16 protein-coding genes and 2 pseudogenes are annotated in these 13,396 nt (G+C 48.1%); 10 read left to right on the forward strand and 8 right to left on the reverse strand.

What is annotated here, in order from left to right:
- Positions 1 to 29: 29 nt before the first annotated feature.
- Together VH86_RS25025 and VH86_RS08640 are read right to left on the reverse strand one after the other, a co-directional pair.
- Complete coding sequence (locus VH86_RS25025; protein WP_072050592.1) at positions 30 to 536, reverse strand: Shedu immune nuclease family protein; 507 nt, start codon at positions 534 to 536, stop codon at positions 30 to 32.
- Positions 527 to 1,099, reverse strand: coding sequence for a hypothetical protein (locus VH86_RS08640; protein WP_045832617.1), 573 nt, complete (start codon positions 1,097 to 1,099; stop codon positions 527 to 529). The genes VH86_RS25025 and VH86_RS08640 overlap by 10 nt, the downstream gene beginning before the upstream one ends.
- Before the next feature lie 246 nt (positions 1,100 to 1,345).
- Between VH86_RS08640 and VH86_RS08645 the strand changes: the two are divergent.
- Positions 1,346 to 1,573 (forward strand): annotated as a pseudogene (locus VH86_RS08645) (AraC family transcriptional regulator); the annotation flags it as partial.
- Between the two features lie 51 nt (positions 1,574 to 1,624).
- Here VH86_RS08645 and VH86_RS08650 read toward each other — a convergent pair.
- On the reverse strand, positions 1,625 to 2,578 hold the full coding sequence (locus VH86_RS08650) for a LysR family transcriptional regulator (RefSeq protein ID WP_082082841.1): 954 nt from the start codon (positions 2,576 to 2,578) through the stop codon (positions 1,625 to 1,627).
- Between the two features lie 64 nt (positions 2,579 to 2,642).
- Here VH86_RS08650 and VH86_RS08655 point away from each other — a divergent pair, with 64 nt between their 5' ends.
- The 7 genes and pseudogenes from VH86_RS08655 (at position 2,643) to VH86_RS24690 (ending at position 6,952) form a co-directional block, all read left to right on the forward strand.
- Entirely contained in the window at positions 2,643 to 3,269 is a 627-nt protein-coding gene (locus tag VH86_RS08655; protein WP_045832620.1) for a glutathione S-transferase family protein, read from the forward strand.
- Positions 3,270 to 3,366: 97 nt separating this feature from the next.
- Complete coding sequence (locus tag VH86_RS08660) at positions 3,367 to 3,762, forward strand: tautomerase family protein (RefSeq protein ID WP_045832621.1); 396 nt, start codon at positions 3,367 to 3,369, stop codon at positions 3,760 to 3,762.
- A 24-nt stretch (positions 3,763 to 3,786) separates the two neighbouring features.
- Positions 3,787 to 4,146 (forward strand): hypothetical protein, encoded by a 360-nt coding sequence (locus VH86_RS08665; RefSeq protein ID WP_052696586.1) that lies wholly within the window; start codon positions 3,787 to 3,789, stop codon positions 4,144 to 4,146.
- A 318-nt stretch (positions 4,147 to 4,464) separates the two neighbouring features.
- Positions 4,465 to 5,016: pseudogene (locus tag VH86_RS08670) on the forward strand (sensor histidine kinase); the annotation flags it as partial.
- Positions 5,017 to 5,179: 163 nt separating this feature from the next.
- A complete protein-coding gene (locus VH86_RS08675) occupies positions 5,180 to 5,677 on the forward strand; it encodes a DoxX family protein (protein ID WP_045816600.1) in 498 nt (165 codons plus the stop codon).
- A 364-nt stretch (positions 5,678 to 6,041) separates the two neighbouring features.
- Positions 6,042 to 6,254 carry a hypothetical protein gene (locus VH86_RS08680; RefSeq protein WP_045816593.1) on the forward strand — a complete coding sequence of 71 codons (213 nt, stop codon included), beginning with the start codon at positions 6,042 to 6,044 and terminating at the stop codon, positions 6,252 to 6,254.
- 278 nt (positions 6,255 to 6,532) lie between these two features.
- The gene (locus tag VH86_RS24690; protein ID WP_052696588.1) at positions 6,533 to 6,952 is read left to right on the forward strand and encodes a hypothetical protein; all 420 of its coding nucleotides are present in this window, start codon (positions 6,533 to 6,535) and stop codon (positions 6,950 to 6,952) included.
- 321 nt (positions 6,953 to 7,273) lie between these two features.
- On the opposite strand, the gene VH86_RS08695 is transcribed toward VH86_RS24690, so the two are convergent.
- Complete coding sequence (locus VH86_RS08695; RefSeq protein WP_045832623.1) at positions 7,274 to 7,462, reverse strand: hypothetical protein; 189 nt, start codon at positions 7,460 to 7,462, stop codon at positions 7,274 to 7,276.
- A gap of 69 nt (positions 7,463 to 7,531) precedes the next feature.
- Between VH86_RS08695 and ptsJ the strand changes: the two genes are divergently transcribed.
- Complete coding sequence (gene ptsJ / locus VH86_RS08700; RefSeq protein ID WP_045832624.1) at positions 7,532 to 8,860, forward strand: transcriptional regulator PtsJ; 1,329 nt, start codon at positions 7,532 to 7,534, stop codon at positions 8,858 to 8,860.
- A gap of 24 nt (positions 8,861 to 8,884) precedes the next feature.
- Positions 8,885 to 9,604, forward strand: a complete 720-nt coding sequence (locus VH86_RS08705) for a type 1 glutamine amidotransferase (RefSeq protein WP_045832625.1) — start codon at positions 8,885 to 8,887, stop codon at positions 9,602 to 9,604.
- 214 nt (positions 9,605 to 9,818) lie between these two features.
- Here VH86_RS08705 and VH86_RS26100 read toward each other — a convergent pair whose 3' ends face one another.
- From VH86_RS26100 to VH86_RS08720, 4 genes are all read right to left on the reverse strand, one after another.
- The gene (locus VH86_RS26100; protein WP_045832636.1) at positions 9,819 to 10,001 is read right to left on the reverse strand and encodes a hypothetical protein; all 183 of its coding nucleotides are present in this window, start codon (positions 9,999 to 10,001) and stop codon (positions 9,819 to 9,821) included.
- 91 nt (positions 10,002 to 10,092) lie between these two features.
- Complete coding sequence (locus VH86_RS26105) at positions 10,093 to 10,488, reverse strand: hypothetical protein (RefSeq protein WP_045832626.1); 396 nt, start codon at positions 10,486 to 10,488, stop codon at positions 10,093 to 10,095.
- Positions 10,489 to 10,973: 485 nt separating this feature from the next.
- Positions 10,974 to 11,150 (reverse strand): DUF3606 domain-containing protein, encoded by a 177-nt coding sequence (locus VH86_RS25030; protein ID WP_072050593.1) that lies wholly within the window; start codon positions 11,148 to 11,150, stop codon positions 10,974 to 10,976.
- 453 nt (positions 11,151 to 11,603) lie between these two features.
- A complete protein-coding gene (locus VH86_RS08720) occupies positions 11,604 to 12,110 on the reverse strand; it encodes a DinB family protein (protein ID WP_045832627.1) in 507 nt (168 codons plus the stop codon).
- Positions 12,111 to 13,396 lie beyond the last annotated feature (1,286 nt).

A 13,396-nucleotide genomic window follows, 5' to 3' on the forward strand; every position in this document is an offset into this window, starting at 1 on the left:
TATGTACAGGCTCTATCTTCCGGCATTAACTATCGTGTTAATCTCCTAAGCCGAGTATCCCAAGATTCAATACGGATAGGTGGAGTTGAATGAATTTCATAGTCATGGCGTTTTTTACTTTCTTCTAAATCATTTACTGTTCGCCCCCCAATGACAATAGAGCGAACATTTACATCTTTATTTGGGTCTACTTGCTTACAAGAATCAGGTCCGACGAATGCATTATGGATTAAATCACCTGACAAAACTTTAATTCGTTTTTCATGAGCATCTTTCCGAAACGATTCATAATTCCTATAGACCAGACCAAGCCTTTTTTTAATCTGCTCTGCGGCATCTCTAACTTTATGGTTAAAAGAACCGTAGTTATTCGCATTAACTAAGTTAAAGTTAGATCCTTTCACTTCAATTAGGATGATATCCATACGCGATCTGCCTGTAAAAATTACAAAATCCACTAATCCATCAGCTAACGGGTATTCGGAAAAACAAATATATTCATTATTACCGACGTAGGCCTCGGCAATTAAAGACAAATCTTTTTTATAACTTGCTGAATATCTTGTTCCTTTGCACCTGACTCAATTAGCTGAGCAATTGAAGACTTGGGAATCATAGAGTTTAATATTTCGCACTTACGAGAAATGAACTCTGGTGATGGTATATAAGTTGAATCTTTAAAAGGATCTCGAGCGTACCTTATTTTATCGGCTTTCTCATATACCTTCCTATTGTTTATGTTGCGTTCAGAAAGCTCATCTTCATCACAACCGAGTAAATCTAATACTTTTTCTCTTGATAATGAGATCCATTCTGTTTTTGGGCTTATGTTCACTATATCAAATGTATCAAGCTTATGTGATTTTCTTTCATAGTGCTCTATGAAAATGGCAGGTTGTGTAACTACCCCATGTTCATAGACTGAACTTATTATCTTTTCTACTGCATTGGTTACCGACTGACCATCGTTTAATGAACCCAGGTCGGTTAAAAGCACAATAATATCTTTTTTGTTTATGTAACATCTGACTCTGCAAATCCCACCTACTCCGGAAGTTCGGTTATTGCCAAAATCGTGAACTAAATCTAATGTTTTCATTTTAAAAATATCCCTATACTCTTTGAAGTTGGCTTTAATTTAAGCTAGACGAATTCACGTTTTAACATCATGCTTGTATAAATCAAACAACATCTGCATTTGGCACACAGCTGACAGACAAGTGGCGCTAAAAATCTCAGAACGTGAAGCGGGCCTCGAAATAATTATTTATCTCCTTACTTGATTCCATAATTAGCAGGTAGAGATCTTTCATAATTTGAAATCTCTCCATTGTAATGGGTCGAGATGCGTGCCGTGCTGGCCTTACAGGGCCAGTTTGGCAAAATCTGCAAAGCGTTACAGTGCATCCATGCTACTGACGCGAAGTCGTTGACGCTGACTCAACTGGCGATGGAATCCGGCATTAGCGTATCGACGTTTCATAAACATTTTAAAGCGATAGCCCTGATGCCGCCGATGCCTTATGTGAAATTGGTGTGCCTGCATCAGGCGCACATGTATATTGTTCGCCAGTAGATCACCGCTTCCGCCGCAGGCGTACATATTTGTTTCATCGCATTAAGTTTATGGGGCTAACGTCGCAACGACTGCCTGTACCACCGCCTCTGAACGCTCGGGTAATTGCCCTTTTTGCGGATCAGGCGGCAGTAAAAAAATAGTGGCTGCCGGAAGTGCTGGCAATCCGGTCACTTCAACCATCTGTTCTTCTATGACTGCCGAAGCATTCAGACAGCCTATGCCCAGGCCCGCCGCTACAGCAGCCTGAAGGCCTGCTACACCCGAGGCTATGTGAGCAACGGTATGCTTAATACCATGGCGGGTCAATTCATTACGGGCCAGTCTGTGTAGTGAACAAGTTTCCGACAGTAAAGCAATTTTAAAGGCGTTGTGGTCAGGAAAAATAGGCTGATCACGCGCTGCCACCCATAGCATCGGTTCGCTGCGGAGGGCTACTGCATTAGGCAGCGATGGATGATCAGACTCTGTTGCACGCAGAATGATTGCGATATCAACATCGCCTTTACTGTAAGCATTTACAATGTCGTCGCTCTTTGCAATCTGTGTAGACATCTTCAGATTGGGATACTGATGCTTAATTTTGGCTAACAGCCTCACCATGTACCGAGTCTGAAAGTAATCAGAAATACCGATCCTGACTTCTCCCTCTACTGACACACCGTGCATGTCTCGCCATGCCGCATCTGATAGCGCCAGGATTTCACGTGCATGGGTTATAAGCCGTTCACCAGCGTGGGTGGGCTGAACACCTTGTTTGCTGCGAATCATCAACTGTGTCCCAGCGGCCTCTTCAAGCTTATTTAATTGCTCGCTTATCGCTGATTGCGAACGAAAACGTAATGCTGCCGCCGCCGTCAGACTACCTGCATCTGCTGACGCAATGAGCGTTTTAAGCTGCTCTAAATCGAACCCATGATGCATCGTTATCTCCCGGAAAAAGCGATGGAAGCCATCATATATTACGGCTTTTGAGATGGATAGGGCTGCTGCATAATTCATCTAAGGCCGGCCCTGAGGCGGATTTCCCTTTCGATATGAAGTTTCCGGTTAGGAGAAGTAAATCATGAAATTGAAAATCTGGGGCAGAACAAACTCTGCAAATGTACGTAAAGTCATCTGGACGGCTGAAGAGCTGGCGCTTACCTACGAATCTATCAATGCCGGTGGCCCTTTTGGTATTACTGATCAACCACATTATCTGGAAAAGAATCCAAATGGCCTGGTGCCGTTACTGGAGGACGGCTCGTTTATCCTATGGGAGTCTAATGCAATCGTTCGCTACTTAACCGCTCAATACGGTGCTGGTTCCGGGCTTTATCCAGACAATATCCAGACACGTGCTTCCGCTGACAAATGGATGGACTGGACAACGTCCGCGTTAACTGAGCCTTTTCGCTTCCTCATTAACGCCGTGGTACGAACTCCTGAAGATCAACGCGACTGGGAGAAAATTCGCCATGGGGTGAAAACGGTAGAAAATTTGCTGACCATTGTCGAGGACACGCTATCAGCACAACCCTATTTATCTGGTAGCACCTTTAACATGAGCGATATCCCAATGGGGTGCTTCATTTACGGCTGGTTCGAAATGCCTATCGAACGTGCGGATATGCCACATCTGCGCACCTGGTATGACCGTCTGAAGCAACGACCCGCTTATCAGGCCGCCGTAATGACGCCATTAACATAATCGGCGTCATGGGGCAGCACCAATCCTGATCAGATTGTCATCACTTGTAATTACCTGATTAAAACATCGTCTCTTAAACCACCAGAGGATAAAGCTAATGCCATTCGTCAGAATTTCTCTAATTAAAGGTAAGACCCCTGCGCAGTTGCGCGCGATAGCAGATGGAGTTCACCAGGCGCTTGTAGAGACCTATACCGTGCCGATTGAAGATCGCTTTCAGGTCATTGATCAGTACGACAAGGATTCCCTTTTCTACGGTCAGAATTTCTTAAACCTTGAGCGAACTGATGACATTGTGTTCATTCATATCTTAGCTAACCGCTGGCGTGATACACCGATGAGACAGGCGCTGTATAACGGCATAGCAGATCGGCTATTTTCTGATTGCGGGATCCGTAAGGAAGATGTTCAGGTCTTTATTTCAAATAACGATAAGCCAGACTGGTCTTTCGGTAATGGTGTGGCTTCCTACGTTGAGGAAGGCAGTGTCTGAAATCAGAATTTTAAAGGTCCAGTCATGAGAATTTTAGTCACAGCTGCGACCTCAGGCCTCGGAGCCGCCATTACACGAATGTTCGTTTCAAACGGACATCGGGTCATCGCAGCGGGCCGACGTGCAGACCTCATCGGCACCGGGGTTCGGGTATCCACTATCGAGCCCGGTTTGGTTGGGGGATCGGAATTCTTGACAATTCGGTTTGGCGGCGAACTAACCCTCGCGAATAAACTTTATGAAGGGGCAAACGCGCTGATGCCTGATGACATCGCTGAAACAGTTAAATGGGTATCGCTTCTTCCCTCTCATATCAATATCAATACGATTGAAATGATGCCCGTCAGTCAATCTTTTGGTTCGCTGCCCGTTCAACGATCTTGATGTCAGGTTATCATTGAATTAACACCCTATCCGAATTAAGGAATTATGGGTACCAATAGCTATCCGCACGGACAGGGACACCTTTTACCCGGCGGATAGCCATACTAAAGATCTCCACAGACAGGCAAGTCCCGCTTTTTCTTTTTAAACAAAATCCCCAAGGCAGTATGGGCAGAAAGAAACATCCGGGCTGTGTCACCGGGCTACACTGAGCGCCTGTTAAGTCCAGTAGAGAGAGCCCAGAAAAATTCGGTTCTTACCCTCCATTAACATTGAGCATCCTGTGACATGCAATGTCGAGCTGGCAGGAAGCAGATAGAACGTAGCCGCTATTTGCAGATTGCCCTGACACAAAGTGAGAAGGTGGGGATGCTGGCTCAACAACTTTTTGAGCTGGCGCGTCTGGAGCATGGCGTAGTGACGCCGCAGCGTGAGCGCTTTTCACTCTCTGATTTAGTACAGGATGTGATGCAAAAATTTGAGCTGGCGATTGAACAGTCTCAATTGGATTTTCATTTCGACATAGAGCCAGGGATTCCGCTTGTGGATGCCGATATGTCGATGATCGAGCGCGTGCTCACTAACCTGGTGGACAATGCTATTCGCCATACTCCCTCTGGCGGGGTGATTAAGCTGCGCATCTGGAGCCAGGAACAGAAGGTGATGCTGGAACTGGAAGACAGCGGCCCCGGAATCTCTCCTGCCGTCAGTGGAACCCTGTTTGAGCGTCCTTCCATCATTGACCCTACCCGCCGCGACAACGGAGGATTAGGCCTGGTGATTGTCAGACGTATGCTACAACTTCACCAGGGAGATATTTCATTGATAGAGGCGCCAGGCGCTTGTTTCAGGATATTTGTCCCCTTGTAAATTTGGTCAGATAAAAGTGTGTTTTACAATTTCTCTAAGAGCGGTAAGAAATTACCGCCTTATGTGACATGTTTATTATTTTATATTTGGCGTTATTTTTATCTCTGAGGAAGTGTTGTTCACATTCGTGAACATGTCATTTCATCTAAATAGAGTTTGTGTAATGAAATTATCCTCGATTTTAACGGGCGTTATTGTTTCGCCTGTCGCTATACCTGCAAACTTTTTTGCCATTCCGTTACGGTTGATTGTCGGTTTTGGTTTTTTACAGCATGGCTTCGCGAAGTTATTACGTGGAGGGGATGCCTTTGTGGGAATATTAGTTGCCATGCACCTTCCTTTTCCTGAACTACTGGGATGGGCGACAGTGGTCATGGAAATCCTCTGCGGTGCATTGATATTGATTGGCGCGTTTGTTCCATTGGCTGCCATCCCGGCCATTATTATATTGCTGGTGGCTATTTTCACAGCGCATCTACCCTATGGTTTCTCTTCAATTAAACTGCTTTCCTATGACGCGATGGGAGCGCATTTTGGTCAGCCAGGCTATGAAACCGATCTGCTTTATATCGCCAGTATTCTTGCGCTGGTGATTGGCGGAGCAGGCCCTTTCTCAGTTGAAGCGATACTGCGTAGGCGGTTATTGCATCGTGGTAAATAATTTTAATCAGGCTGTGGGGGCCGGTGGCCCCCAACGCTTCAGCGATGCATCGCTTTGACCACCGGCGGATGGTTAGCAAATCCATTTCATGACTCTTGATCGCACAATCCGGCTCACCCCCAGCGGCCCTTTTTCCGGCATGAACTGGGAGATGCCAAATGCGATTGCAAGTGCAAAATACACAATTATATTTGTGCTAATCGCTTAATTATTTCTATAATAGAAACAAAAACATGCTTACTTTTTACGTAAAGAAACGTAAGTTGAAGGTCAACCACCCCATCTGTTTTTGATTCAGATCAAAATTACCCCCGCATTTTTTGCACAAAATGCGCGCGAAAACTATTTTCGAGGCGCGAAATAAATGTTCATTTTAACCCCACTCAGTGGCATTGCGTTGTTGACCATTGTCCCGATGATTGTCGGTTTGATCGCCGCTGAGCTGGCCGCGCCAGACGACCATCCCCTGCATCTGTGGATAGCGTCACATCCCCTTCCGTTTGCAATTTCTGCAGCTTGCACACTGTTTCTTGGTGTCTTGTGCTGCGTGCTTCAGTACCTCACTGACAAGATTTGAATTTAGCGTGAACGTAGGACGTGCGAGGTGTTTATGACTGAGATACAGGCTGACGCTTTGACGACCAACATTCGAGCCGAGCATCTTCAGCAAGGGCATACCCTGATGCTGGGGAAATTTCGCATCACGGTTGACGCCATCATGTGGGACGACAGAACGCGAACCATCCGGCTTTTCGCTGAGGGTCGGACGTTTCGACTCTTTTATGACACGACTGTCGATATTTACACGTTATCGCCAGGCTTCGATAACGTGGTTTTTTGAGGAGGCATCACCAAGTGAACATCAATAAAGCGATAAATCTTTCACTGATTGCGCTGACGGCGGTGTTGTTATTTGCCGCTTCGAATGCATTCGCCATCAGCCAGGCTTTCCGACTGCAGTTAGAACGGTCGGGCTGTATGCAGCAAACCGCAGGAAACGGCTGCGATATTCGCAAGAGCAAAGCCCAAAACAAAGCGGCGATGCAAACTCTTCAGGCAGCGGCAAATAGAGAACGCCATGAGGTGACGGAATTTCTACGGGACAGTGTTACGGGGCAAAAACTGTCTGCTGGAAAGGAAGCGCTTAAAGGGTATGGTTTCACTGAATCCGATCCCAGTGTCTGGATCAAATCTGGGGACCATGACATCTATGTGGTTCATCTGAACAGCCGGAGCGGGCGTATCACATCCGCTGAGATAGCGGAGGCAAAGTAGCACCAGGCAAGTGAGTCGGAGCAAGGAAGGGACACGCTGACTGTGTGATAAAAAGGGGCGCAAGCGCCCCGAAAACATCCGGCCGTCACTTCCTGCTGGCGTGGAATTAGCGTTTAAGAGAGATTAATTCAAACTTTGCGGAAGAGTTTTTCACTGCTGATAAATTTGATGCCAGAGGGCTGCTCTCAAAGATGCGCTTCTCTTGGTCAGATACCCACCTGACAGAAGTCCATCCGTCTTCGGCACAAAGGACGCTCTGAAGCTTGCTGATAAGCGCTTCGGCCTGAGCGCTATTTTGCAGGATGATTGGGAAGCATTGCCTTATCCTCCTGTGGGCCAGAAGTGATCATCAACTTGCAGGCAGGCGGCATCAATACGGGACTGAACGGCAGCCATGTTGTCAATGAAATCCTGCACGCTTTCCGCACGGGGCCAGCGATTGTGCATCTCATGGCGGGGCTGCGTATCAGTTATTGCAGAGGGTTCGGTGCTGTTTTCGATGTTTTTCATAGCGTATAGACAAGGGCTCGGCACTCTATTAACATTGTCCTAGGCTAAACTTTTATTTGAACCAGATCAATGAAGATAAATGGAAAAACAGCGGGAGATATTTTCGACCAGATCCGCGCAATGATCCAGGCAGGAGAACTGGCTCCGGGTACTGTTCTGCCTACTCTACGTGAGCTGGCAAGTGAACTGGGTATCAACCGCAATACCGTTGCTTTGGCATATAAGCGCCTGACGGACGCCGGTTTTGTCATATCGAGAGGCAGAAACGGCACGATTGTACGCGAACCCATCGCAGCCATTGATATCGAAGGTAGCGCACCCGACCTGGTACTGCGCGACCTTGCCAGCGGCAACCCCTCGGCTTCGGTTCTCCCCCCGGTCAGCCAACTGGCTACGTATATTGAGAATACCCCGGGTCTGTACGGTGAAACCTTGATTCGCCCGAAGCTTGAAACAATAGGCCTTGAATGGCTGCAGCCCGATCTGAACACCCCTTTTGATTTAAACCTGACTAACGGCGCTGTTGATGCCGTTGAAAGGGTACTTGCCAGCTACCTGATTGCGGGCGATCGCGTGGCTGTCGAAGATCCCTGTTTTCTCAGCAGCATCAGTACGCTACGACACAGCCGCCTTGAGGCTGCACCTGTGGCAATCGATGTGGAAGGAATGCAGATTGAGGCGCTGTCACGTCAACTTTCTGCTGGCGTACAGGCAGTAATCATCACGCCTCGCGCCCACAATCCAACCGGATTTGGTCTCAGTGCGGGCAGGGCTGAAGGTATACGTACCTTGCTGGCAAGTTATCCCCAGGTACTGGTGATCGTGGATGACCATTTTTCGCTGCTCTCATCACAGGAATATCACCACGTTGTGCCGGCAAATACCCGTAACTGGGTGCTCATCCGCTCGATGTCCAAGTTTCTTGGACCTGATTTACGTATGGCCTTTGTGGCAAGCGATGCGGAAACTTCACAGCGTCTGCGCCAGCGCCTGAATGCCGGAACCAATTGGGTAAGCCATATTCTGCAAGATATGGCAGCGGGTTACATGAGTTCGCCTGGCTTTAAACCCTCAATGCTGGCCGCCCGTGAGCGTTATCTCGGCCAACGGCAGCGGCTTGTTAGTGCATTGCAACAACAGGGTGTCACGGTTTCAGACCATCACGATGGCTTGAACGTATGGGTTCCGCTAGCACAAAGCAGCGCGACAACGGTTATGCAAATGGCGCACAGGGGCTGGTTGATTCGGCCTGGAGAAGGTTTCATCCTGGATAATGCCTGCTCTGGGGTAAGGATCACCGTTTCTGACCTTGATGAACCGGAAACTGAATCAATTGCTAGATCTCTGGCCGGTATTCTGGCACAGCAACGTCAGATTCAAGCCATCAATAGGGCTTGAATATCACTTATGGAGTTCTCTGTAATGCACGTACATTTCATCGTACATGAAGATTTTGAAGCACCGGGTGCTTATGAAACATGGGCCAGAAATCAGGGTCATGATGTCACTTATTCACGCGTCTACGCAGGCGATACGTTACCCGCTGACGCGGAAGGTATTGATTTTCTAATCGTCATGGGCGGCCCGCAGGATCCTGCCACCACACGTGAAGAATGTCCGCACTTCGATGCGAAAGCTGAGCAGGCGCTGATTGCTTCTGCGGTGAAAACCGACAAAGCTGTCATCGGTATTTGCCTCGGCTCACAGCTCATCGGTGAAGCACTCGGCGCGCCGTTCGCTCACAGCCCTGAAAAAGAGATTGGTAAATTCCCGATCACACTGACGGAAGAAGGCAGCAAGGATGAGATGTTCTCTCATTTTGCCAAAACGTTAGAAGTGGGGCATTGGCACAATGACATGCCGGGCCTGACCCCGGATGCAAAAATCATCGCTTACAGTGAGGGATGCCCGCGCCAGATCATTGCGTACTCAGATCGCGTATTTGGTTTCCAATGCCATATGGAATTGACGCTGGATGTTGTTGACCTGCTGATCGCGCATTCCGAAAAGGACCTGAGCCGCGCCGCAGAATATCGCTTCGTCAACTCACCTGAAGAACTTCGCGCACACGATTACAGCGAAATGAATCAGGTCTTGTTTGGGTTCCTGGATAAGTTACAAGCTCGCTACCAATCCGCTTAGCCAAACCCCACGAGGTGGCGAATGTCGTGACTTTTCTGGCCAGCGAATGCCGCAGTGTTCTTCGCCCAATCCCTATGTTTTAGCATTGAGGGAAAATCTGGGGAAATTACGCACCCTGAAAAGCCTGTTCCCAGACTGACGCATAAACTTCCCCAGAGACCCTTTACCAAAAGGATGGCGGCTCTTTTGTTCCTGTCCCCTCAGAGGGGTAGATTCAGAACTTATCTTTTCGGGTAAACCCAGACAACACGGTATATTTTATTGCCGTGTTGTCCGCGCTGATGACTTTGAATCGCGCGCCTTTATAGGTGACGATGTCACTCCCTTTCTCATCAATGGTAAAGTCAGTGGTTGTTTCTCCTCGAGTGACCGAAATCTCACGATAGGTAAATTTCATCACCCCCCCGGCATTGCCGTTGTACTCAATGCTTTTCACTGGCGCGTTACTTAATTTACAGACTCCATCCGGCACGCGTTTTATCGATATTTCAGAGGATGTATAAGTCGTGTGATTTGGCGGGCTGACTGTATTTTTTTGCGGCATCGTAGGTGACGTAATCCTGGTAGTTAACGACATGGCCATAGATGTTAATCAGACCTACCGCCAGCGGATTATCGTAGTTCCGGTACACATCACCATCCACATGGCAATACGTTCCCGAGGCGACAGTTGAGAAGGTGCCTTTCGCGCTTCCTAATTCCAGTGCATCCCCGACCAGCCCTGTCGTCGATTTAATAACAGCATCACCCATGTAAGCGGTACTGGTCTCACCGGGAACGGGTTTAATGTATTCAACGCCGGTTGGGAGTGACGCAGGTGGCGTCGCGCAACCCGCAAGCATGACCGGTAAGGTGAGTGACATCAGCAGATGTGGTGTTTTCATGAAATTCCTTTGTTACCTGTCATATTTCGTCCGCCCTGTACATAATGATCAGATGAATATGTCATCCTGCTTTTTATCCATACCATTCCTTTCTTCAGATAAACGAAACCCGTTTTTTCCCTTCATCTTCTGCTGATACATGGCTTTATCAGCACGTTGCATGAGCATATCTGGAGTTAAGCCATTTGCCGGATAAACCGCTGCGCCGTTAGATCAGACGCTTGCTGGTAGATAAAAGTGCGTTGGGCGTTAAGCTTATCGCGTGTGTTACTCCTCGTGCTAACACCAGTGTGACGTATTGCAATAGCTGACGTGCTCTCAGGATCCAACATCGCCGGCCTCAGACCGGAAGTGCTTTCTCCTGTTGCTCCCGGGCCATCCGCCCGGGATTTCTTTATCCACTTTTTCCTGTTCTTAATCCCCCACAGTTCACGGCGGCCCGATATAAATAAAAAACCCACCGGGAGGTGGGTAAGTCAGAAAGCTCAGTGTAGGAGATAGCGCTTAACGGTTTCCGGGTCTGTGCCCACCGTTTTAAGAGCTTTCACCAGCTTATCCTGCGTAGTCTGTAAAGTGAGCATCCAGTATGTAATCTGCCATTGTTCATTTATCACAATGATCTTTTTATCTTCCGGCTCGCGGCGGTGAAAAATATAACTCATCAAAACCCCGGATTAAGGACAAAACGGCTTATTTGCTGTGTGAGGCAGGCGAAGAATGGCACTGAAACTGAGAGGATTAAAATTGAAATGACTGACCGTGATGAGCAAAAATTTTTATCAAAAAAAAGCCCACTTAATGAGTATCAGTGGGCCTGTTTTGTTCACGCCGGAACAACGCTCTCTCGCAGAGGTGGGGTTAAGCACTGCTAATGTCGCACTCCAATCTAACATCGCATTGCCTAATCCGTAACCCTATAATTTACAAAGATTGTTATTTAAGATTAGGCCGCTTTCCTTCGGAATGTTCTCATCCAGAAACCTCTGGGTGTAAGTCTGTTAACTTTTCTGCTGCAACTTTATCAGTGATTGATTAGCAGGCCTCATGCCTTAATTCGCCCGATTTTGTCGAAACGGCCGGATTTGCGGCAAAACTTTGGGATTATCGCCATTCCTTCAGCCCCTTGTGTCGAAAGACGTCATCTGTTTACGCAGAAAATGTGACACCACGTCCTGAGGGGGCTGAATGCCACACGCTTTGATAAGCCAGCTCACCGCGCCGCGGTGTCGCGTACCATGCAGTATAACCTGCTCGATAAGGCTGAGGGGGCTTGTCTGCGCCATCTTTTCGTCTCTGCGCCGATAAATGATGGGGCGATCCCAGGCTTCCGCCGTCATGCCGGCCGCATATTGAATGAACCAGCCGGAGCAGGCCAGCATGCACGGCACCAGGACTGCTTGCTCAGGCGGCCTGCGCGGTCTGATATTCGGCCAATATGGCGCTTCCCCCCTCAGGTTGGCACGAATGAGCATGTCAGTGGCGTGCATGTGGTACATGAGCCTGAGCATCTCACGGTGTTCAGCGCGGAAACGGCGCGCGTCCGTTTCGGCAATGGCGCTGAGCATCCCGGCATCCATCCAGTGCTTATATCTCAGTAACGTCAGGGCGGTAACTCTTTGCATAATTTTTCCAGAGCATCAGCACGTCCGGCATAGCGGTAGCGTGAAGTACACATTTAATTAATCCGGCGTGGACTGAGACTGACAATCCGGAGCTTATCGCTGCCAGTCTTTTCTGCGACAGAAGGGTTTCAGGCTGAGAATTCACATTCACACCTTAATGCAATGCACAGGATATACCTTCCATACCGGCGGCGGGACAGGGTGATGCCTCCGGTAAGTGCCTGCAGGTGAGTAAGGGCGGTGAGGCGCATCTGAGTGTAGTCGCCTGAGGGGATCATGACAGCCCGGTGAAAAAAATTCTGGCAGGGTCAGGTATTCACAGCTAAGGTCCGACCACGAGTAACGTACTGCCTGATTGTACGGATGTAAATAAAACAGCTCATTGCGACGGTGAGTCATGTAGTCTGCGCACAAAGTCTGCCGGGCGGGACTGCTTATTGTGGTTGGCTCTCGGTGCTATTCGTTCAGGATATTGCGTACAGGGTTCGAAGTTTTAAAAAATGAATATATTGCATAGATACATAAGGCCAGGTAAGCCTGCTGCATGTTGAAAGAAAATATTCCATGCGCATTTGCCAAAAACATGATTTATCGAAAAATTTTGACACGCCTTTTATTCTGTCTATAGTTATTTCCGGTCCGGAACTCCTCCGGATTTGGGTGTAATGGAAACTGAATCTCTTTCCCGGGTACCGTCCCGGGATTTTTTTCCAGACCTGGCGATTTGACCTGTTTTTTTCGTTTCGCAGCTGTCCGGAAGCAGGGGCCAGTGCGGAACACTGGTAGTGTCGAGGTGATATTATCTGGCTTCAGAACAAGTGCTTACTGGTACAAAATGGGCTGGTTTTTCCGGTTCCCCCCTATTGACCTGACTAATCAGAACAACCTGGCCGCCATCGGGCTTTTTCTCAGCACAATCATTTCAGTTATTTCCTTCTCTTTGTCAGTCAATTGGCGAATATTGTTAACCAGAATCACATTCTCCCAAATGTATCCGGTAGTTTATAAAAAATAAATTCAGGTTTTTTGATTCAATGGCTGCAGCAGTAGATAACGTCCTGCTTCACTATTTTTTATGACGTCAGAAAACAAAGCCCGACTGGCTGCTATGCTCTGAACACGGTGAATCCCTCTATGCGACGGGGCCAGGCTACACAGGTACAGCAGGAACAAAAGCGCGATTCAGGTGGTAGCCTTTCTGAATCACCGGGAGGCACCCGGCACCGTAACTTTTACTGAAGAATGAAGATGCGCTACGGAGGTGGCCATGCTCTGGATGGAACAGG

This window comes from Pantoea sp. BL1 (genome assembly GCF_000963985.1).
GTDB classification, from domain to species: domain Bacteria; phylum Pseudomonadota; class Gammaproteobacteria; order Enterobacterales; family Enterobacteriaceae; genus Pantoea; species Pantoea rwandensis_B.

Excerpts from the sequence above, each read along its gene's own strand:
- ptsJ (WP_045832624.1), top strand. The coding sequence starts at position 7,532 with ATGAAGATAAATGGAAAAACAGCGGGAGATATTTTCGACCAGATCCGC.
- VH86_RS26100 (WP_045832636.1), bottom strand. The coding sequence starts at position 10,001 with ATGAAATTTACCTATCGTGAGATTTCGGTCACTCGAGGAGAAACAACC.
- VH86_RS08705 (WP_045832625.1), top strand. The coding sequence starts at position 8,885 with ATGCACGTACATTTCATCGTACATGAAGATTTTGAAGCACCGGGTGCT.
- VH86_RS08675 (WP_045816600.1), top strand. The coding sequence starts at position 5,180 with ATGAAATTATCCTCGATTTTAACGGGCGTTATTGTTTCGCCTGTCGCT.
- VH86_RS26105 (WP_045832626.1), bottom strand. The coding sequence starts at position 10,488 with ATGAAAACACCACATCTGCTGATGTCACTCACCTTACCGGTCATGCTT.
- VH86_RS25030 (WP_072050593.1), bottom strand. The coding sequence starts at position 11,150 with ATGAGTTATATTTTTCACCGCCGCGAGCCGGAAGATAAAAAGATCATT.
- VH86_RS08695 (WP_045832623.1), bottom strand. The coding sequence starts at position 7,462 with ATGAAAAACATCGAAAACAGCACCGAACCCTCTGCAATAACTGATACG.
- VH86_RS08665 (WP_052696586.1), top strand. The coding sequence starts at position 3,787 with ATGAGAATTTTAGTCACAGCTGCGACCTCAGGCCTCGGAGCCGCCATT.
- VH86_RS08655 (WP_045832620.1), top strand. The coding sequence starts at position 2,643 with ATGAAATTGAAAATCTGGGGCAGAACAAACTCTGCAAATGTACGTAAA.
- VH86_RS08640 (WP_045832617.1), bottom strand. The coding sequence starts at position 1,099 with ATGAAAACATTAGATTTAGTTCACGATTTTGGCAATAACCGAACTTCC.
- VH86_RS08680 (WP_045816593.1), top strand. The coding sequence starts at position 6,042 with ATGTTCATTTTAACCCCACTCAGTGGCATTGCGTTGTTGACCATTGTC.
- VH86_RS08720 (WP_045832627.1), bottom strand. The coding sequence starts at position 12,110 with ATGCAAAGAGTTACCGCCCTGACGTTACTGAGATATAAGCACTGGATG.
- VH86_RS08650 (WP_082082841.1), bottom strand. The coding sequence starts at position 2,578 with ATGAATTATGCAGCAGCCCTATCCATCTCAAAAGCCGTAATATATGAT.
- VH86_RS08660 (WP_045832621.1), top strand. The coding sequence starts at position 3,367 with ATGCCATTCGTCAGAATTTCTCTAATTAAAGGTAAGACCCCTGCGCAG.